Origin of the sequence: Advenella sp. EE-W14 (assembly GCF_012923605.1) — a bacterium.
GTDB classification, from domain to species: domain Bacteria; phylum Pseudomonadota; class Gammaproteobacteria; order Burkholderiales; family Burkholderiaceae_B; genus Advenella; species Advenella alkanexedens.
In genome coordinates, this window is the sequence record NZ_JAAVNG010000008.1 from 181,781 (window position 1) to 200,046 (window position 18,266).

Consider the following 18,266-nt stretch of genomic DNA (forward strand, 5'->3'; position numbering starts at 1 on the left):
TGTGATTGAATATGAACTGTTCTGTCCAATCCTGGCCAGAAAATATTTGCCTTATATTGTGATTAAGGAGTCAGTTCATGTTGAGGAAGCTATCCGAGCCGCCGCTGGATGCAGTGGTTTTCAAATCGGGCAATGCAGTTGCCATGGCCTTGATGATGGCCGGCTTGTTATTGCCTGGGTGGGCGCAGGCCGATGTTATTCCGGTTTCTTCCAGTATCGGAGAGGTTACCGTATTTTCAGACCGGGCCCTGGTCAAGCGGGACGGGCAACAGCAAATACCGGCCGGAGAACATGAACTGGTGTTCAAAGACCTGCCTTATTGGCTTGATCAGCGTTCATTACAGTTCAATGCCAAAGGCAAGCAATCCGTCCGTATTTTAGATATCAGTTCCCGGGATGATTTCCAGGCGATCAGCCAGCATGAGCGTATTGCTGAACTGGACAGGCAAATCAAAGACATTGAGAACCAGCTTGCCCGGCTGGAAGACCAGCGCAAGATTCTGCAGAACAAAAGCGATTATCTGGAAGCTTACCAGAAGGGCAGTGTGCAGCCGGGTAAAGATATGCCTCGCTTAAGCACGTCGGAATTGCTTGAAATCATGAATTTCAGCAAGACCATTTTGGCTGAAAACTACACCGCCCAGCGTGAACTGGATAATAAAATAGCGCAATTGCAGGCTGAACTGGCTGCCTTGCAGGAAAAACGGGGTCAAATTCCCCATGAAGAGACGGTCAGAAGTAAAACCGTGGTGGTTCAGCTGGATGCTCCTGAGGCAGATCAACTGGATCTGAGCCTGTCTTATGTGGTGCCTGGCGCAAGCTGGTGGCCCAATTATGATGCCAGCTTTGACTCGTCCGACAATAAGCTTAAACTGTCTTATTATGCACAAATTTCCCAGCAAACCGGTGAAGACTGGGATGATGTCAAACTGGTGCTGTCAACCGCGCAACCCATGATAGGGGCCGTTTTGCCTGAACTGGATCCCTGGGTGGTGGATATCCGGGTTCCTCGTCCCGAGATGCCTGCCCCGGTTGCCATGGCCAGACAAAAGGCCTTGCAGGCGATGCCAGAGCAGCGGCGTGCCATGGCACCCATCATGGATACCTCAACGGGGCAGGTGCAGGCCGAAGCCTCATTTAATACTGCCACAGCAGAAAGAGGTCTGGCCAATACGGTTTTCAATATAGAAAAAAAAGCAACGGTACCTACCGGACCGGAAGAAAAGAAAGTGGCTATTTCGGTCAGTGAATTTAAAACCGATCAAACCTATCAGCTGGTGCCAGCCTTGCAGGAAGCCGTGTTTTTAACGGTTAAGGCCACCAATAGCAATGATTATCCCCTGTTGCAAGGCGATCTGAACGCATTTTTGGATGGGCAGCTGATTGCCAGCAGCAATATCAAGACGGTATTCCCGGGAGAACCTCTTGAGCTGGCTATGGGAACCGATGAGTCCATTTCCGTCAGGCGTGAGCCGCTTAAGCGTTTTACTGAAAGCACGGGCCTGACCGGCAGTGGCAAACGTATCAGCTATGAATATCAAACGGTTATCCAGAATAACCGAGATAAGGCCGTCGAGCTGGTTTTACATGACCGTTTCCCGCTTTCCCGCAATGAGAAAATTGAAATCAGGCGGATCAGCCCTTCTGACAAGGAAATCACCCTTAAGGCGGATGGTCGTTATGAGCAGCGTATCAAACTGGCACCCAAGGAAAAGAAAACCGTGGTGCAGAAGTTTTCAGTGGGCTACCCCAATGAGGTTGATGTAACGGGTTTGCCTTGAGCGGTTGCGATTGAAGAGTGCCTGGTGAGTACCTGTTTCCCATAAAAAACGGCGTCAGATTAAACTGAACGCCGTTTTTTTATACGCTTGAGCGGTTGGTTTTGTGTTTAGTCGGAGTTGCCACCGGTAATGCCCAGAATGGACAGCAGGCTGACAAATACGTTGTAGATGTCCAGGTAAATGGCCATGGTGGCGGAAATATAGTTGGTTTCGCCACCATTGACGATGCGCTGGATATCAACCAGCATGAAGGCCGAGAAAATGACCATGGCCAGTACGGAAATGGTGAGCATCAGGGCCGGGATTTGCAGGAAAATATTGCCAATGGCCGCCAGGATAAGCACAACAGCACCAATAAACAGGGTTTTTTGCATGCCGGTAAAATCACGCTTGCTGGTGGTGGCAATGGTTGCCATGGTTGCAAAAATGGCGGCGGTGCCACCAAAGGCCATCATGATCAGCTGGGCACCATTGTTCATGCTGAGCACAAAGCCCAGCATGCGTGACAGCATGATACCCATGAAGAAAGTAAAGGCCATTAGCCATACAATACCGGCGGAACTGTTTTTATTGCGCTCAACGGCAAACATCAGACCAAAGGCGCCCACCAGGAACACAATGGTGGAAAGGCCAGGAGACAGCATGGCGTTCAGGTTTAATTGCAACGCCAGTGCGGCACCCAGGATGGTGGGAATCAGGGAAGCGGCCAGCAACCAGTAGGTGTTTCTTAGTACGCGGTTCTTGACTGCGGGGGTGGATGCATAGCCGCCACGCGAAAGGGGCTGATTAAAGTCACTCATGGAGTCTCCAGTAATACGGATGGTTGAATCAACATTGTTCTTCAGGAAAGACAGCCTGGAAAGCTGACAGTTCCCTGAATTCTAACTGAATTTAAGGTTAATGTTGAGCGTATTTTGCAGTTATTGGCAATATCATCAGGACGCGACAGAGTGCGCCTTGACGATATTGACGGGATTGGCTGAATATTGCTTCCAGCGTTCCCGGGCCAGTTGCCTGTCTTGCTCGTGCCCTGAAACAATTTCCAGAACGCGGGCAAACTGTTCATAACCGGGCGGACAGGCCAGATCAAGATTGAGCAGCCAGGGTGGATCCTGGCCGGGTAACAGGGCATTGGCCGGGTTTTCCGCTGTGGTGCGAATCAATACCATGCCGGCATTGGGATCTTTGACATCAAGGTGGGGCACAAAAGCGGTTTGCTCTATGCCCCACAGGCCTTTGCTAAAGGCCTGCATGCGTTTTGCATCGGTGCAGTAAACCAGTACCTGATGGCCTGCCTGGAAGTGCTTGTAGGCAACTTCACAGGCTTTTTGGATACGGTGTTCCGCGCCGAAGGCAAAGTCGATGGTTGACATCAAGCTTTCAGTCCTGCTGTGCCAGCAGGAATTCGGTTAACAAGGGAACCGGACGGCCGCTGGCGCCTTTTTCCTTGCCTTTGTTCCAGGCCGTACCGGCAATATCCAGGTGGGCCCAGCGGTAGGCTTTGGTAAAGCGTGACAGGAAGCAGGCAGCGGTGACTGAACCGGCCGGCATGCCACCAATGTTGGCCATGTCGGCAAAGTTGCTCTTGAGCTGTTCCTGATAGGCGTCATCAAGGGGCAAGCGCCATGCCGGGTCTTGTGCCTGTTTGCTGGCGGCCAGCAATTGCTCGGCAAGGGTGTCATCGCTGGCAAACAGGCCGCTATTGACATGGCCCAGCGCCACCACGCAGGCACCGGTCAGGGTGGCAATATCAATGACGGCTGATGGTTTGAAGCGTTCAGCATAGGTCAGGGCATCACACAGGATCAGGCGACCTTCGGCATCGGTATTCAGGACTTCAATGGTTTGGCCGGACATGCTGGTAATGACATCACCGGGTTTGGTGGCTTTACCATTAGGCATATTTTCGGTGGCGGGAATAATACCAATCACATCCCGGGTCAGGCCGATTTCGGCGATGGCCCTTAAAACGCCAAAAACGCTGGCGGCACCGCACATGTCGAATTTCATTTCATCCATGCCCAGGCCTGGCTTAAGGGAAATGCCACCGGTATCAAAAGTAACGCCTTTACCTACCAGGACAATCGGGCCTTCATCTTTTTTGGTGTTGTTGGCAGCGGTGTATTTCAGCACGATAAAGCGTGGTGGCTGGTCGGAGCCGGCAGCCACAGACAGGAAAGAGCCCATTTTAAGCGCTTCGATCTGTTTCTTTTCAAGGACTTCAGCCTTGATGGATTTGAATTCCTTGGCCAGCATTTTGGCCTGTTCACCCAGGTAAGCGGGCGTGCAGATATTGGCAGGCAGGTTGCCCAACTGGCGGGTTGCAATCATGCCATTGGCAATGGCAGCACCTTGTTCCGCACCCATTTTGGCCTGTTTGTCATCTTTACGTTCGGTAATGAAGGTGATTTTTTTAAGCGGATAGGGGGTGGGACGGTTTGCCATGCTGAACGTGCCGTCATATTGGTATAGCGCATTGCCAATGGCGCGGGCGGCCAGACGTGCGCGTGTTTTAATGTCCAGTTCCTGGCAGGGCTCTTCGAGCAGGGTGCTTGTTGCATCGGTCAGTGAGGTTTCGATGCAATAGGCTGCAATGCCGGCATGTGCCTTGAGCAGGGCATTCGCGTTATAATCTTCCTTTTTGCCCAGGCCAACCAAAATAACACGTTCAGCCTTGACACCTTCCAGATTGCGCAACACCAATATACTGCCTACGGCAGCCTTGAATTCTTTTTTAAGTACGGTGCTTATGCTTTCGTAGCTGGCGCGGTTGATGATGTCAGCCGCTTCGCTTAACTGGCCATCGGTGTAGACGCCAATGAACAGGGCGGCAGCCTTGAGTTGTTGTAATGATCGGGTTGATTGTGTGTTAAATTCCATTTTTATTTACCTAAGGCGTCAATAAAGACGTTTATTATCTCGCAAGATGAATCATGTCGCTATTTAAACGATCGGTTGTCGCTGAAATAAGCAGCCATATCGGTATCGTGTTTTCCACGCTTATCGTTGTATGGCTAAGTGTATTACTAGTCAGGCTGTTGGGGCAAGCCGCCGCAGGCAGCATTGGTGCCGATATTGTATTTGGTATTGCCGCCCTGTCCAGTATTACGGCACTGCCAACCATACTATCCGTTTCCCTGTTTATTGCCGTCTTGTCAACCATTTCACGCAATTATCGGGAATCTGAAATGGTGGTGTGGTTTGCCAGCGGTGTTTCCCTGCTTGACTGGATTCGACCGGTCTTGCGGGTGGCGCTTCCGGTTTGCGTGCTGATTGCCGTGCTTACCCTGCAGGCTTCGCCTTGGGCATATCGACAAATAGAAGAGTACCGGCAGCGCTTTGAACAGCGCTCGGAGATTGCCAAAATCGCGTTTGGCCAGTTTATTGAGTCCGAGCAGGGTAAACGGGTGTTCTTCATAGAGGAACCCACCGATCCTGAGCATGAAATGGGCAAAGTGTTTGCCAGGGTTGAGGACGAGCATTGGTATAGCACCATTACTGCCGATAATGCAAAATTGCGTGAAGAAGATAATGGCGATCGTTTTTTGGTGCTTGGTCCCGGTAACCGTTATGACATGAAACCCGGCAGTGCCGAGTTTCGAATGATCAAGTTTGACAATTACACCATGCGTCTTGAAAGCAAGGGTGGAGAAAATACCGAAGAAAATATCCGGAATGCAGCGCTGAATGTGATGAAAGCAAGGCCAACGGGCAGCCTGTTCGAGGATCAAACCAGTAAAAGCGATTCACAAATCATGTGGCGTATTTCATTGCCATTGGCTGCGCTTAATCTGGCCTTGCTGGCCATTCCGCTGGGGGCGGTGAATCCGCGGCTTGGCCGCTCTGGCGATTTGGTGCTGGCCGGGCTGATTGGTTTGCTTTACATGAATACCATGAATCTGGTCAGGGGGTGGATTAGCAGCGATAAAATAGACATGATGGCTGGCATGATCTTGTTGCATGGTACCGTGTTTTTACTGTGTGTGTATTTGTTCCGCAAACGTTTAACACTCAAAAAGCCTAAGCAATAGAAAATATAAATATATAGCCATAAGTTATAAACATAAACTCTTATATAACTTATAATCTATCTAAATTAAGGATAGATCGCTATGAACTTACAGCAATTTCGTTTTATCCGGGAAACCATCCGAAGAAATTTCAATTTGACGGAAGCCTCCCGGATTTTGTTTACCTCCCAGCCGGGGGTTTCCAAGGCCATCATCGAATTCGAAGATGAATTGGGTATTAAGGTTTTTGAGCGGCATGGCAAGCGCATCAAGGGCTTGACCAAGCCGGGCGCTGCCGTTGCCGGCATTATTGACCGCATCATGCGTGAAGTGGACAACCTGAAAAAAGTCAGTGATGAGTTTGCCAAGCGCGATGAGGGAAGCCTGGTGATTGGCTGTACGCATACACAGGCCCGTTATTTCCTGCCCAAGGTGATTCCTGAGTTCAGAAAGCGTTTTCCCAAGGTGCGTGTGTCGCTGGCCGAAGGCAGTCCTTCGCAACTGGCCAATATGGTTTTGCAGGAACAGGCTGATCTGGCCCTGGCTACCGAAACATTGGCCAATGTCGAGGGCCTGACCACTTTGCCTTGTTATGCATGGGAACACACGCTGGTTGTACCGCCTGATCATCCTCTGACCAGTCTGACCTCAACCCAGGCCAAAAACATTACCCTTGAGCAGGTGGCGCAGTACCCCATCATTACCTATGATCGTGCGTTTACGGGCCGCAATTCGATAGACAGTGCTTTTGCCAGCAAGGGCATTGTGCCTGATATTGTTCTGGAGGCGCTTGATGCCGACGTGATCAAAACTTATGTCGATGTTGAAATGGGCGTGGGTATTATTGCGGGGGTGGCCTTTGACCCCAGAAGAGATCCCGGACTGGTGGGTATTCCTGTGGGGCATTTGTTTGGTGAGCACGTGACCCGCATCGGTCTGAAAAAAGGGACGTTTTTACGGGATTATGTGTATGCATTCCTGAGCATGTGCGCCCCCAACCTGACCCGTGAAAATATTGACAGCGAAGTGACTTTTGATAGTGTCGAGTAAAGGCCGGTTTATCTATTCTTTGAGTGCCCGTCGCAGGATTTTGCCTACATTGGTTTTGGGCAGTTCATCCCTGAACTCCACCAGTTTGGGGACTTTGTAGGCCGTCAGGCTTTGGCGGCAGAAATCAATCAATTGTTTTTCTGTCAGCGACGGGCTTTTTCGCACCACGAATATTTTCACGATTTCTCCGGCCGCACCGTTGTCAACACCGATGGCCGCCACTTCCCGTACGTCGGGGTGGCTGGCTACGACCTCTTCAATTTCGTTAGGGTATACATTGAAACCCGAGACAATAATGAGGTCTTTTTTCCGGTCAACCAGATAGACAAATCCTTCTGCATCTACATAGCCCATGTCTCCGGTATGCAGGAAACCGTCCGGGTCAAAAATCTTTTGGGTTTCTTCAGGATTGTTCCAGTAACCTTTCATGACTTGCGGGCCTTTGATACAGATTTCTCCGATATCTCCCGTGCCCATTTCACGACCATTATCATCACGAATGGACAGTTCGGTTGAGGGAAGGGGTAATCCGATTGAACCATTGAATTCAGACAGGTCCAGCGGATTAATAGTGACCGCAGGCGAGGTTTCGGTTAAGCCATAAGCCTGTGTGAGTGGTTTGCCCGTAATTATTTTCCAGCGTTCGGCAACCGGACGCTGTACTGCCATGCCACCACCCAGCGTAAAGTGCAAATGGCTGAAATCAAGATTGCTAAAATTTTCATCATTCAGCAAGGCATTGAACAGGGTATTGACACCGGTAATGGCGGTAAACGGGTATTGTCCAATTTCCCTGACAAGGGCGGGCACGTCGCGCGGGTTCAGGATCAGCAGATTACGCGCTCCCAGCATCAGGAAGGTCAGGCAGTTGGCCGTGAGGGCAAAGATATGGTAGAGCGGCAGGGCGGTAATAATAAAGTCTTTACCCTCGGCGGTATGTGGCTTTACCCAGGCGCAGGCCTGGCAGACATTGGCCACCATATTCCCATGACTTAGCATGGCTCCTTTGGCAACCCCGGTTGTGCCACCGGTATATTGTAAAAAGGCAATGTCGTTATGGCCCAGAGTCGGGGGCGTAAAGGGCAGTTTGCCGGATCCGTTTAAAACGGATTTTAACCGGACAGGATTGGGCAGCGACCATTTGGGCACCCGATGCTTTATGTGTCGCACCATAAAATTCATGAAATGCCCTTTTAGTCCCAGCATTTCGCCAATAGAGGTTACGATGATGGTTTTCAGCGAACTCAGGTTTGGCAGTGCTGCCTGCAGGGTGGCGGCAAAGTTTTCAACAATAACAATGACTTCAGCCTCCGAGTCATTCAGCTGATGTTCAAGCTCATGGGCCGTGTACAGGGGGTTGCAATTAACCACGGTACAACCGGCCTGCAAGGCGCCAAACAGGCAAACCGGGTACTGGAACAGGTTGGGCATCATCAGGGCAATGCGGGTGCCCGGTTTGATGCCCCGGCTTTGCAGCCAGGCGGCAAAATTTCTGGATTGGCTGGACAGTTGGGCATAGCTAAGACTTTTGCCCATGGAGATATAGGCGGTTAAAGGAGCGAATTTCTGACAGCTCTGCTTGAAGATGTCCACCAATGATGAGTAGCAGGTAGCATCAATGTCAGCCGGGATGCCCGGTGGATAGTTGGTAAGCCATGTTTTTTTCATCATTCCGTCCCTCTTCCATCCTCTTGTTATCACTGGTATTTACCGCTAAGTATAGCCGAGCCCGATAATCGTGTTTTCAGCGGATTTTCCCGCAACCGGTTTTGCTGTAATGAAGCGGTCCTCCTCTGAATGGGGCAAATCCGGTGCCAAAAATGATGCCCGCATCGGTCAGATCGGCATCCTGGGTAATGCCTTTTTCGGTTTGTCGTTTGGCCTGTTCAATGAATGGTGTAATCAGGCGCTGGGCCAATCCATCCGGAACAGGTTTACTCGAACGGTTGCCGTGTTTTCTGTTTTTCCAGTTATAAAAGCCTTCACCTGTCTTGATGCCCAGTTTTTTTTGCTCCACCAGACGGGTAAGACAGTTGGGGACGGGTTTATCTGCCGATAATTGTTTGCCCGCTGCCAGGGCAATATCCAGTCCTACCGTATCGGCCAGTTCGATTGGTCCCATGGGCATACCGAATTTGAGCATGGCGGTGTCAATCACTTCAGGGTCTATACCCTCGTCAATGCACTGCATGGCTTCCAGCATATAGGGGGCCAACACTGCATTGACCAGGAAGCCGGGGGTGTCCTGCACGGGCAATGGCAGTTTGCCGATTTGGCCTGCAAAGGCGCAGGCACGGTCAATGGTTTGCTGGCTGATGCCTTCGGTATGCACAATTTCAACCAGTGGCATTTTTGACACGGGATTAAAAAAGTGAATACCCAGAAAATGTTCAGGCCGTTTCAGGCCGGTGCGTAATGCCTGAATTGACAGGCTGGAGGTATTGCTGGCCAGAATGGCATCCGGCTTCATGCGCGCTTCAAGTTGCTGGTAAAGGGTCTGTTTGGCTTGCTCGTCTTCATAAATGGCTTCAATCACCAGGTCGGCGGTGGTAATACCATGCCCTTCGGGGTCAGGAATCAGTCTGTCGCGGGCAGCCTGGGCGGTTAGTCGGTCTTTGCGGGCAAAGAGCGGGGCAGCGGCCTTGAAGGCGCTGGCAATGCGGCTGTAGTCGGTGTCCTGCAAGGTGGTTTTGATGCCTTGCAAGGCGCACCAGGCCGCAATGCCGCCGCCCATGACACCAGCTCCAATCACATGGATATGCAATACCGGTGGCAGGCCGCTTTGCTTGCCAAATGCCTTGAGCCTTTCCTGCAGGTGAAAAACCCGGATCAGGTTGGCGGTTACCGGCGAGTTCAACAGCCGGTTGACAATGTCTGGCGCGGCCAGGCCATCACCATTGTGCTGTTCCCATAAATCAATAATCGACTGGGGGGCGGGGTAATGGGCATCGGGGTCTTTGCTGAGCACGGTTTTTCGGGCCTGGTGCGCAACCAGCTTCTTAAGGGGCCGCCTGTTAAGCCATTTGGCCAACCCCCTGGCCTGGCGGCGCGGGCGTCCCGACAGCACCCATTCAGCGGCGCTTTGGCGGGCCACGCGCGGGGCAACCACCCAGTCAACCAGCCCCAGTGCTTTTGCCTTGCGGGCATCCTGGGTTCTGCCGCTCAATATCATGTTTAAGGCCTCTTGCGGGCCAATCAAGGCAGGCAGCCGTTGCAGGCCGCCCCAGCCAGGATAAATGCCCAGCATGACTTCGGGCAGGCCAAGGGCGGGTTTGGGTGTGTCAATCAAAATGCGGTATGTGCAGGCAAGGGCCAGTTCCAGACCACCGCCCAGACAGGCCCCATGAATGAGTGCAAGGGTGGGAAAGGGCAGTTTTTCAATGCGGTTGAACAGGTTCCAGCCGCTTTCAATCAGTGGCTTGCCGCCCTCGGGGCTGCTGATACCGGAAAATTCATTGATATCGGCGCCGGCAATAAAGCCGTTGTTTTTGCCTGATAAAAAGACCAGGCCCTTGATGGTCTGCGAGCCCAGATGGTCAAGGGCTGTTTTCAGCTCCTTCATGACTTGGGTAGAGAGCGCATTCATGCTGCGTTCGGGGCAGTTGATGCTGAGCCAGGCAATTTGTCTGTCATCAATTTGCAGTGACCAGTTGTTCAAATTCAACGCGGTATTCATGCCTTATCCCCCATGGTTTCAATCAACATGGCGCCACCCTGGCCGCCGCCAATGCAAATCGTTGCAATTCCCCTACGCAGCCTGCGTGCCCGCAGGGCATGTAACAGGTGCAAAACGATGCGGGCACCCGAAGCGCCAACCGGGTGGCCAATCGCAATCGCGCCGCCATCCACATTCAGTTTTTCCTGATCCAGGGTACCCCAGGCCGGGGTGTTGAAATGTTCCTGGCAATACGCGTCGCTTTCAAAGGCACGGATGCAGCCAAGTACCTGAGCGGCAAAAGCTTCATTGATTTCCCACAGATCGAGATCATGCAAGCTTAAACCATTGCGTTGCAGCAGTGGGATGCTGGCATGTACGGGACCCAGCCCCATTTGAGCCGGGTCAAGGGCGGCCCATTGGCAGTCGGTGATTTTTCCCAAGGGGTGCAAGTCCCATTTTATGACGGCCTCTTCCGAGGCCAGGATGAGGGCGGCAGCGCCATCACTGACCTGAGAGCTGTTGCCGGCTGTAATGTTGCCGCTGGGACGGTCGAAAACGGCTTTCAGTTTGGCCAGTTTGTCGGGAGTGGAGTCGCGTCGAACCCCGTCATCGTCACTATAAAGATTGCCTTGAGCATCGATGATGGGGGTGATTTCGGCAAACTGCTTGCGGTTTTGCGCCTCAATAGTCCGTTGATGGCTGCGTGCGCTGTAGGCGTCCATTTCCTGACGGGTAATGTTAAATTTCCAGGCCAGGTTTTCAGCGGTTTGGCCCATGGAAATACCAAGGACCGGGTCTTTCAGGCCTTTTAGCAGGCCAATGACCGGTGCCAGGTAGACAGGCCTGAAGCTGCGCAGGGCCTGCAGTTTCTGTCCCGTGCTTTTGGCGGCATTCCATTGACTGAGCCAATTCACCATTTTGTCGGAAAACAGGATGGGCGCATGGGATAGGGCGTCGGTGCCGGCAGCCAGCACCAGGTGCGAGCGTCCGCTTTGTATGTTGAGCAGTGCCGAATCCAGCGCCTGCATGCCCGAGGCACAATTGCGCATGACCGTCCAGGCGGGTACCTTATCACCCGTGCCAATACGCAGGCCAATAACCCGGCCGATATTGGTTTCATCGGCAGAAGGGGAAGCGCAGCCAACAATCACTTCATCCAGTTCAGCGGCACTGAAGGATTGGCGCAGCAAAAGGCAGCGGCTGGTTTGTACGGCCAGTTCGCTGGCCGAAAAAGGGCCCGGCGCATTACGTGCTTTCAGAAACGGGGTTCTGGCACCATCAATAATATAGACGGACTGGAATGTCATTTTGGGTCTCCTTGACGGGTATTTCCGAGATTCATGAACGCAGCAGGGTTTCGCAGCTCACCGGGGAAGTCATCCACATGGATTACGGTGTCCCTGAGCCGGTTACGGGTGGCCAGCAGCTCATATTCTTCGGCACTGATCCGGTTCATGTCAAAGGCCAGCCGGGCTATGTCCCGGACGTTGGCCTCGGGGTGATTTTTGAAGAGGCCGTTTTTTTCATCTTGTCGGATTTTGGCTTCAACCGGTTCGGCCTTGATGGCATAAACCAGTGCCAGTTCGATGGCGCTAACCGGGTCTTCAGGATGGGTGGGGCAGTAACAGTTGGCGGTCAGGCGGTCACGGGTGCTGCCCGGTTGCATCAGCTGTTCGCAAATGGGGTGGTCAAGCGCATCAGCCGGAACGGAAAATGATGCGCCCCAGGGAAAACTGACCAGGCGTAACAGCAGGCCAATGTTCCGGTTCGGGAAATTGCGGCAGGTTTGCAGCAAGGCTGTTTGTGCCTCAAACAGGCATTGCTGGACGGCTTTGTGCACAAATGGCAGCTCATCCTGCTGGCGACCATGGCTTTCATATTGTTTCAGTACGCAAGAGGCAATATAAAGCTGGGCCAGGACATCGCCCAGCCGGGCCGATATTTTTTCACGGCGTTTCAGGCTGCCCCCCATGGCAAGCATGGTCACGTCGGCCATGAAAGCCAGTGCGCCAGAAAGCCGGGTAAGGTGTTGGTAGTAGCTCTTGGTTTCGGCGGCGGCCTGGTGACGCAGGGTAAATATCCGGGCCCCGAACAGGCCACTGGCCAGGGTTCGCAGACCATTGCGGACACTGAAGCCGACATGCTGCCAGAAAAGCCGGTCGAAATTGTCCAGGGATGTCGCGGAGTCCGGTTCCTGGGCAGCCTGCATTTCCTTTAACAGATAGGGGTGACAGCGAATGGCACCCTGACCGAAGATGATCAGGTTGCGGGTCAGGATATTGGCACCTTCCACCGTAATGCCAATCGGGATTTGCTGATAGGCACGGCCCAGAAAATTGGAGGGGCCCAGACAGATTCCCTTGCCGCCCATAATATCCATGGCATCGTTAATGACACTGCGGGCACGTTCGGTCACATGGTATTTGGCAATAGAGGATACCACCGATGGCTTTTCGCCCAGATCAACAGCACCCGCGGTCATGATGCGCACGGCATTGCCGGCATAGGTATTGGCGCCCATGCGGGCAAGTACTTCCTCAACCCCTTCGAAATGCCCAATCGGCAGGTTGAATTGGATACGAATGCGAGCGTAGGCACCTACCGTGCGGACGGCCAGTTGTGACATGCCCACATTGGAGGATGGCAGGGAAATGGCGCGTCCGGCTGCCAGGCATTCCATTAACATGCGCCAACCTTGCCCGGCCATTGCCGGGCCACCAATAATAAAATCCAGAGGCATGAAAACATCTTTGCCCCGGGTGGGGCCATTCATGAACATGGCGTTTAGCGGAAAATGTCGCCGACCGATTTCCACACCGGGATGGTCACGCGGCACCAGGGCGCAGGTAATACCAATTTCTTTTTGCTCGCCCAGCAAGCCATCGGGGTCGTACAGCCTGAAAGCCAGACCCAGCAGGGTGCACACGGGTGCCAGGGTGATGTAGCGTTTGTCCCAGCTCACGCGCATGCCCAGCACCTCTTCACCTTCCCAAAGGCCTTTGCAGACCACCCCGCTATCGGGAATGGCCGCGGCATCGGACCCGGCCCAGGGACTGGTCAAGGCAAAGGCCGGAATTTCCTGTCCAGTGGCAAGACGTGGCAGGTAGTGATTTTTTTGTTCCGGGGTACCGTAATGAATCAGGAGTTCGGCAGGTCCCAGGGAATTGGGTACCATGACAGAAACCGCCAGGGCCGAGTTTCGGGTGGACAGTTTGGTAATGACTTCAGAGTGGGCAAAGGCCGAAAAACCCAGACCCCCATATTCCTGCGGAATAATCATGCCCAGGAATTTATTGTCTTTAAGGTATTGCCAGGCGGCTTCAGGTAAATCCATATCCTGGGTGGTGACTTCCCAGTCATTCACCAGGGCGCAGGCCTGTTCAACTTCATTGTCCAGAAAAGCCTGCTCTTGCACAGTCAGGGTGGGGACCGGATAATTCATCAGCTTTTGCCAGTCGGGACGCCCGCTGAACAATTCGGCCTCCCACCAAACCGTGCCCGCCTCAATAGCCTCTTTTTCTGTGGAAGACATTGGGGGCAATACTTTCTTGAAAGCCTTCAGTATGGAGGCACTGATCGTATTTTTGCGCCAGTTACGCAATCGCTGAAAGAGGGGCACGGGAAACCTCCTGGCAGAAAACGGATGAATCGATCCTGCAATCCGGGCACAATGGCCTTGTCATTATTCTGTATAAGAGAATATGGACGTCTTATGAGTATGGTACCACTGTGTCAGGGCTTTCCGCACTTAGTGGTAAAACAACAGGGTACTTGCAAAAATACTTGTAATTGATAATGATTCTTATTTATAATTCAGCTCATCTAAAGGAGAATCAGTGATGAGCATGAATGCGGTAATTGTAGGAGCAGATCGTTTGGGAAACATTCCCGGTTTGCTTAAAGAGCATAATATTGAAATCAGGCAACATATTAGTGGCAGGGATTCTGCACATCAGAAAAAAACCTATCAGCTGCCCAGTGGCACACAGATGGTCATTTTGTTGACCGATTTTCTGGGCCATAATGTGATGAGGTCTTTTCGTTCAGCGGCCCAGCGTGCGGGGGTTCCCGTGGTAGCATGCCGGCGTTCGTTAGGCAGCATGCAGCAGGCCTTGACACTATGTGGGTATGGGGGGTGCGAGCGTTGTCCGAAAAGACAGGGCGTGGCGCATTGATGTTTTGGGTTTGGGATCAGCCTATTAACCATGAAACAATGAACTTTCCCGGCCTGAATGAAAAAACCTCATCAGCGTTGCGCGGATGAGGTTTTTTGTTTTTTGATGCTGGCTCTTAGTATGCAGCCAGGGTGCGGCCTTCAAGACGTCGGGCCCCGTTATAGCGTTTTGTCCAGTATTCGTTGCTCATGTCTTCAACGCGGACAACCGTTCCGGAACGTGGAGAGTGAACGAATTTGTTGGCACCTAAATAAATACCAACATGTGAATTGGAAAATCCACGGGTGTTAAAGAAAACCAGGTCTCCGGGTTTAAGCGCATCTTTGGAGACCTTTAAGCCAATGCCTGCCATGGATTGCGAGTTGCGTGGCAGGTTAACCCCCATATATTTGCTGGCGGTATAGTAAATAAAGCCGCTGCAATCAAAACCGGTGCTGGGGGTTGTGCCACCAAAACGATAGCGTACGCCCAGATAGTTCAGCGCTGCCTGAGCCAGTTCACTGGATCCGGATTTATTGATACTGATGGAGGCGTCCCTGTTTGAACGATCCAGTTTGGCCTGTACAATCAGGTCTCCAATAGGGTCTGACAGCTTGGGAGACCAGTTGATATTGGTGCCGGGCAGGGGATACTGGTCGCTGACCTCAATGGCCTGATTCAGTGCAATGGATTTTTGCGTGGTGACGATTTGCCGAATGGGATCTTCGGAAACGTTTTGTGCGGAAGCAAGGGAACTGAGAGTGATGCAAGAAATTGTGAGTAGAAAACGGCCGCAATAAGCCATTATCCCTCGGCGTTGCGTGGGTAATTGTGGATGCATAGTCGTAACATATAATTAAAAGTGTAAGGTATTCGTACTTGCTTTATCCAAAAAGCTTAGTGAATTCTATAGAAAAATCAATAACATCGCAAGTAACTTACCCTTTGCGTTGTTGCCGTGAAGGGCGGATTTTTCGTGTTTGGCACAGATGAAAATGTTGTGCACAAGAAAAAGTATCTTATTGTGAATGATTGGCTGCTTTTTGCAGGGAGATAGGCGTTTTTGTTATTAAATTCTTTTATTTTTCATGTTTTTGCTGTTAATTTGATTGAGAATAAACAAATAAGTATAAGTTTGTATCTGTGGTAAAAAACATGAAAAAAACGCCATTACTTGAATGGCGTTTTGGGCAATTCATGGGTGAATGCCATTTTTCAGTGCTGCCTGTCAGGCACGGTCGACCCAATTTGGGCCAGACCGTGCCATATTGGACTTTTGTAACTACATGCCACTGTATACGGGACCCTCGCCACCTTGCGGAGCTACCCAGACAATATTCTGGGTTGGGTCTTTAATATCACAGGTTTTGCAATGAACGCAGTTTTGTGCGTTGATTTGCAATTTATCCTCACCGGTATCGTCTTTGATAAATTCGTAAACACCGGCAGGGCAGTAGCGCTGTTCGGGCCCTGCATAAACCTTCAGGTTGGTTTCAACCGGAATATCGGGGTTTTTCAGGGTCAGGTGAATCGGTTCATTTTCATCATGGTTGGTGTTGGAAATGAACACAGAGCTTAAACGGTCAAAAGTGATTTTGCCGTCTGGTTTGGGATATTCGATTTTTGCGCATTCCGCGGCAGGTTTCAGGCATTCATGGTCAGCCTTGGTGCGGTGAATGGTCCATGGCATTTTGCCCTGGAAAAGTAGTTGTTCGACACCGGTCATGATGGTGGCCACAGTACGGCCTTTTTTGAACCATTGCTTGAAGTTGCGCGCCTTGTTCAGTTCTTTGTACAGCCAGGACTGTTCAAAGGCAATCGGGTAATCGCTTAAGATGTCGTGGCTGCGTTCGGCAACCAGTGCATCGTACAGGGCCTGTGCGGCCAGTGCGCCGGATTTGATGGCGGCATGACTGCCTTTGATGCGCGATGCATTCAGGAAGCCGGCTTCACAACCCACCAGGGCACCACCCGGGAAGACCAGTTTGGGCAGGGAAAGCAGGCCACCGGCGGTCAGGGCCCGGGCACCATAGGCAATACGTTTGCCATTCTCAAAATAAGGTTTGATGCTGGGGTGTGTCTTGTAGCGCTGGAATTCCTCAAAAGGAGACAACCATGGGTTGGCGTAATCAAGGCCCACCACCATGCCCACAACCACTAAGTTGTTATCAAGGTGATACAGGAAGGTGCCGCCATAAGTGTCGGCATCCAGAGGCCAGCCTGAGGTGTGAATAACCAGGCCCGGTTTGGATTTTGCCGGGTCGATTTCCCACATTTCCTTAATGCCAATACCATAGCTTTGCGGATCGCGACCCTGGTCCAGCTTGAATTTTTCAATGAGCTGACGACCCAACTGGCCACGCGCCCCTTCGGCAAAAATCGTGTATTTGGCCAGCAGTTCCATGCCTGGCTGGTAGTGGTCGGAATGGCTGCCGTCACGGTTGACACCCATATCACCTGTGGCGACGCCACGTACAGCGCCGTTGTCGTCGTACAGGACTTCGGTAGCGGCAAACCCCGGGAATATATCCACGCCCAGGCTTTCGGCCTGTTCGCCCAGCCAGCGGGTGACATCACCCAGACGGACAATATAGTTGCCTTCATTCTTGAAGCAGGGGGGCAGCATCCAGTGGGGTGTTTTGCGTGCACCGGTTTCGCTTAAGAAAAGAAACTCATCTTCCTTGACGGCCGTGTCCAGCGGTGCACCTTTTTCTTTCCAGTCGGGAATCAGTTCGTCAAGAGCCAGGGGATCCATGACAGCGCCTGAAAGAATATGGGCACCAATTTCACCGCCTTTTTCCAGTACGCAGACGGAAATATCTTTATTGTTTTCGTTGCTTAATTGCTTGAGTTTGATGGCGGTTGAAAGACCGGCAGGTCCTCCGCCCACAACCACTACATCATATTCCATTGACTCGCGTTCAGACATGAGCGCCAACTCCTTTTATATAGATTGTAAATTGCCAGATTCCATGATTGTATTGTAATGAGTGGGTTTATGCAGTGAAAAACAACAAAATTCATACGATAAAAAAAATGTCAATCTAAATCTGATAGAGTTAACAGCTTATTGCGTATTAAAAACAAAAGGACATAAATGGATAATTTCTGCTTGCCTGCAGATCTGGCGGGAAATTTTAGTAATGGGATTCACTCTTTTTCATTTGCCATGCGCTGGGGCGATATGGATATGCTGGGGCACCTGAACAATACGGTTTATTTTCGGGCCATGGAGGAAGCACGTATCGCATTTATTAATGCCATAAGGCCTTATTTTGAAGCGGGTACCGGTGTGGTGGTGGGCCATCTTTCCTGTGATTTCCTGCGCCCCATGAATTATCCGGGTAATGCTTTGGTCATGCATGAATTAACCCGTATGGGCCGTTCAAGCATGGAACATAAAATCACTATCGAAAAAGAGGGTGAGCCAGGTGTTGTTTATGCCTCAGCCCGTTCGATTCTGGTTTTGTCCAATCTGGCGACCGGCCGTTCCTGTCCCTGGAGCGAGCAAATGCGTGAAATCATCCAGGAGTTGTTCGGCCAGGAGTAGTGGTTTCTAGTGTATTCCCCAATTCAGGAAAAGGGGTAATTCATGGTATTTGTAACGATTGAC

Annotated in this window: 14 protein-coding genes; 5 read left to right on the forward strand and 9 right to left on the reverse strand. The window is 51.6% G+C overall.

Annotated elements, in window-relative coordinates:
• Window positions 1–77: 77 nt before the first annotated feature.
• A complete protein-coding gene (locus HCX92_RS06430) occupies window positions 78–1,781 on the forward strand; it encodes a mucoidy inhibitor MuiA family protein (protein WP_169294113.1) in 1,704 nt (567 codons plus the stop codon).
• Window positions 1,782–1,888: 107 nt separating this feature from the next.
• Here the strand turns inward: HCX92_RS06430 and HCX92_RS06435 are convergent, their stop codons facing one another.
• The 3 genes from HCX92_RS06435 to HCX92_RS06445 form a co-directional block, all read right to left on the reverse strand.
• Window positions 1,889–2,581 (reverse strand): Bax inhibitor-1/YccA family protein, encoded by a 693-nt coding sequence (locus HCX92_RS06435; protein ID WP_169294114.1) that lies wholly within the window; start codon window positions 2,579–2,581, stop codon window positions 1,889–1,891.
• A 135-nt stretch (window positions 2,582–2,716) separates the two neighbouring features.
• Window positions 2,717–3,154 (reverse strand): DNA polymerase III subunit chi, encoded by a 438-nt coding sequence (locus HCX92_RS06440; protein WP_169294115.1) that lies wholly within the window; start codon window positions 3,152–3,154, stop codon window positions 2,717–2,719.
• Between the two features lie 7 nt (window positions 3,155–3,161).
• Window positions 3,162–4,661 (reverse strand): leucyl aminopeptidase, encoded by a 1,500-nt coding sequence (locus HCX92_RS06445; RefSeq protein ID WP_169294116.1) that lies wholly within the window; start codon window positions 4,659–4,661, stop codon window positions 3,162–3,164.
• A gap of 53 nt (window positions 4,662–4,714) precedes the next feature.
• Between HCX92_RS06445 and lptF the strand changes: the two genes are divergently transcribed.
• Together lptF and HCX92_RS06455 are read left to right on the forward strand one after the other, a co-directional pair.
• Complete coding sequence (gene lptF / locus HCX92_RS06450; protein ID WP_169294117.1) at window positions 4,715–5,812, forward strand: LPS export ABC transporter permease LptF; 1,098 nt, start codon at window positions 4,715–4,717, stop codon at window positions 5,810–5,812.
• Window positions 5,813–5,893: 81 nt separating this feature from the next.
• On the forward strand, window positions 5,894–6,841 hold the full coding sequence (locus HCX92_RS06455) for a CysB family HTH-type transcriptional regulator (RefSeq protein WP_169294118.1): 948 nt from the start codon (window positions 5,894–5,896) through the stop codon (window positions 6,839–6,841).
• A 12-nt stretch (window positions 6,842–6,853) separates the two neighbouring features.
• Here HCX92_RS06455 and HCX92_RS06460 read toward each other — a convergent pair whose 3' ends face one another.
• The 4 genes from HCX92_RS06460 to HCX92_RS06475 all read right to left on the reverse strand — a co-directional run bounded on the left by HCX92_RS06460 (window position 6,854) and on the right by HCX92_RS06475 (window position 14,118).
• Window positions 6,854–8,509: an AMP-binding protein gene (locus tag HCX92_RS06460; protein ID WP_169294278.1), complete on the reverse strand. Its 1,656-nt coding sequence runs from the start codon at window positions 8,507–8,509 to the stop codon at window positions 6,854–6,856.
• Window positions 8,510–8,585: 76 nt separating this feature from the next.
• Window positions 8,586–10,517 (reverse strand): 3-hydroxyacyl-CoA dehydrogenase NAD-binding domain-containing protein, encoded by a 1,932-nt coding sequence (locus HCX92_RS06465; protein WP_169294119.1) that lies wholly within the window; start codon window positions 10,515–10,517, stop codon window positions 8,586–8,588.
• Window positions 10,514–11,806 (reverse strand): acetyl-CoA C-acetyltransferase, encoded by a 1,293-nt coding sequence (locus HCX92_RS06470; RefSeq protein ID WP_169294120.1) that lies wholly within the window; start codon window positions 11,804–11,806, stop codon window positions 10,514–10,516. Before HCX92_RS06470 ends, HCX92_RS06465 begins: the two co-directional genes overlap by 4 nt.
• Window positions 11,803–14,118: an acyl-CoA dehydrogenase gene (locus tag HCX92_RS06475; RefSeq protein WP_169294121.1), complete on the reverse strand. Its 2,316-nt coding sequence runs from the start codon at window positions 14,116–14,118 to the stop codon at window positions 11,803–11,805. Before HCX92_RS06475 ends, HCX92_RS06470 begins: the two co-directional genes overlap by 4 nt.
• Before the next feature lie 220 nt (window positions 14,119–14,338).
• Here HCX92_RS06475 and HCX92_RS06480 point away from each other — a divergent pair, with 220 nt between their 5' ends.
• Complete coding sequence (locus tag HCX92_RS06480; protein WP_169294279.1) at window positions 14,339–14,674, forward strand: DUF2325 domain-containing protein; 336 nt, start codon at window positions 14,339–14,341, stop codon at window positions 14,672–14,674.
• A 115-nt stretch (window positions 14,675–14,789) separates the two neighbouring features.
• On the opposite strand, the gene HCX92_RS06485 is transcribed toward HCX92_RS06480, so the two are convergent.
• Together HCX92_RS06485 and HCX92_RS06490 are read right to left on the reverse strand one after the other, a co-directional pair.
• Window positions 14,790–15,458 carry a C40 family peptidase gene (locus HCX92_RS06485; RefSeq protein WP_246587182.1) on the reverse strand — a complete coding sequence of 223 codons (669 nt, stop codon included), beginning with the start codon at window positions 15,456–15,458 and terminating at the stop codon, window positions 14,790–14,792.
• A gap of 477 nt (window positions 15,459–15,935) precedes the next feature.
• Window positions 15,936–17,582: an electron transfer flavoprotein-ubiquinone oxidoreductase gene (locus HCX92_RS06490; protein WP_169294123.1), complete on the reverse strand. Its 1,647-nt coding sequence runs from the start codon at window positions 17,580–17,582 to the stop codon at window positions 15,936–15,938.
• Between the two features lie 168 nt (window positions 17,583–17,750).
• On the opposite strand from HCX92_RS06490, the gene HCX92_RS06495 reads away from it, so the two are divergent.
• Entirely contained in the window at window positions 17,751–18,203 is a 453-nt protein-coding gene (locus HCX92_RS06495; protein ID WP_169294124.1) for a thioesterase family protein, read from the forward strand.
• Window positions 18,204–18,266 lie beyond the last annotated feature (63 nt).

What these genes read in the sequence shown, in the direction of transcription:
- HCX92_RS06465 (WP_169294119.1), bottom strand. Translation starts at nt 10,517, where the DNA reads ATGAATACCGCGTTGAATTTGAACAACTGGTCACTGCAAATTGATGAC.
- lptF (WP_169294117.1), top strand. Translation starts at nt 4,715, where the DNA reads ATGTCGCTATTTAAACGATCGGTTGTCGCTGAAATAAGCAGCCATATC.
- HCX92_RS06455 (WP_169294118.1), top strand. Translation starts at nt 5,894, where the DNA reads ATGAACTTACAGCAATTTCGTTTTATCCGGGAAACCATCCGAAGAAAT.
- HCX92_RS06445 (WP_169294116.1), bottom strand. Translation starts at nt 4,661, where the DNA reads ATGGAATTTAACACACAATCAACCCGATCATTACAACAACTCAAGGCT.
- HCX92_RS06490 (WP_169294123.1), bottom strand. Translation starts at nt 17,582, where the DNA reads ATGTCTGAACGCGAGTCAATGGAATATGATGTAGTGGTTGTGGGCGGA.
- HCX92_RS06435 (WP_169294114.1), bottom strand. Translation starts at nt 2,581, where the DNA reads ATGAGTGACTTTAATCAGCCCCTTTCGCGTGGCGGCTATGCATCCACC.
- HCX92_RS06495 (WP_169294124.1), top strand. Translation starts at nt 17,751, where the DNA reads ATGGATAATTTCTGCTTGCCTGCAGATCTGGCGGGAAATTTTAGTAAT.
- HCX92_RS06485 (WP_246587182.1), bottom strand. Translation starts at nt 15,458, where the DNA reads ATGGCTTATTGCGGCCGTTTTCTACTCACAATTTCTTGCATCACTCTC.
- HCX92_RS06460 (WP_169294278.1), bottom strand. Translation starts at nt 8,509, where the DNA reads ATGAAAAAAACATGGCTTACCAACTATCCACCGGGCATCCCGGCTGAC.
- HCX92_RS06480 (WP_169294279.1), top strand. Translation starts at nt 14,339, where the DNA reads ATGAGCATGAATGCGGTAATTGTAGGAGCAGATCGTTTGGGAAACATT.
- HCX92_RS06470 (WP_169294120.1), bottom strand. Translation starts at nt 11,806, where the DNA reads ATGACATTCCAGTCCGTCTATATTATTGATGGTGCCAGAACCCCGTTT.
- HCX92_RS06440 (WP_169294115.1), bottom strand. Translation starts at nt 3,154, where the DNA reads ATGTCAACCATCGACTTTGCCTTCGGCGCGGAACACCGTATCCAAAAA.
- HCX92_RS06430 (WP_169294113.1), top strand. Translation starts at nt 78, where the DNA reads ATGTTGAGGAAGCTATCCGAGCCGCCGCTGGATGCAGTGGTTTTCAAA.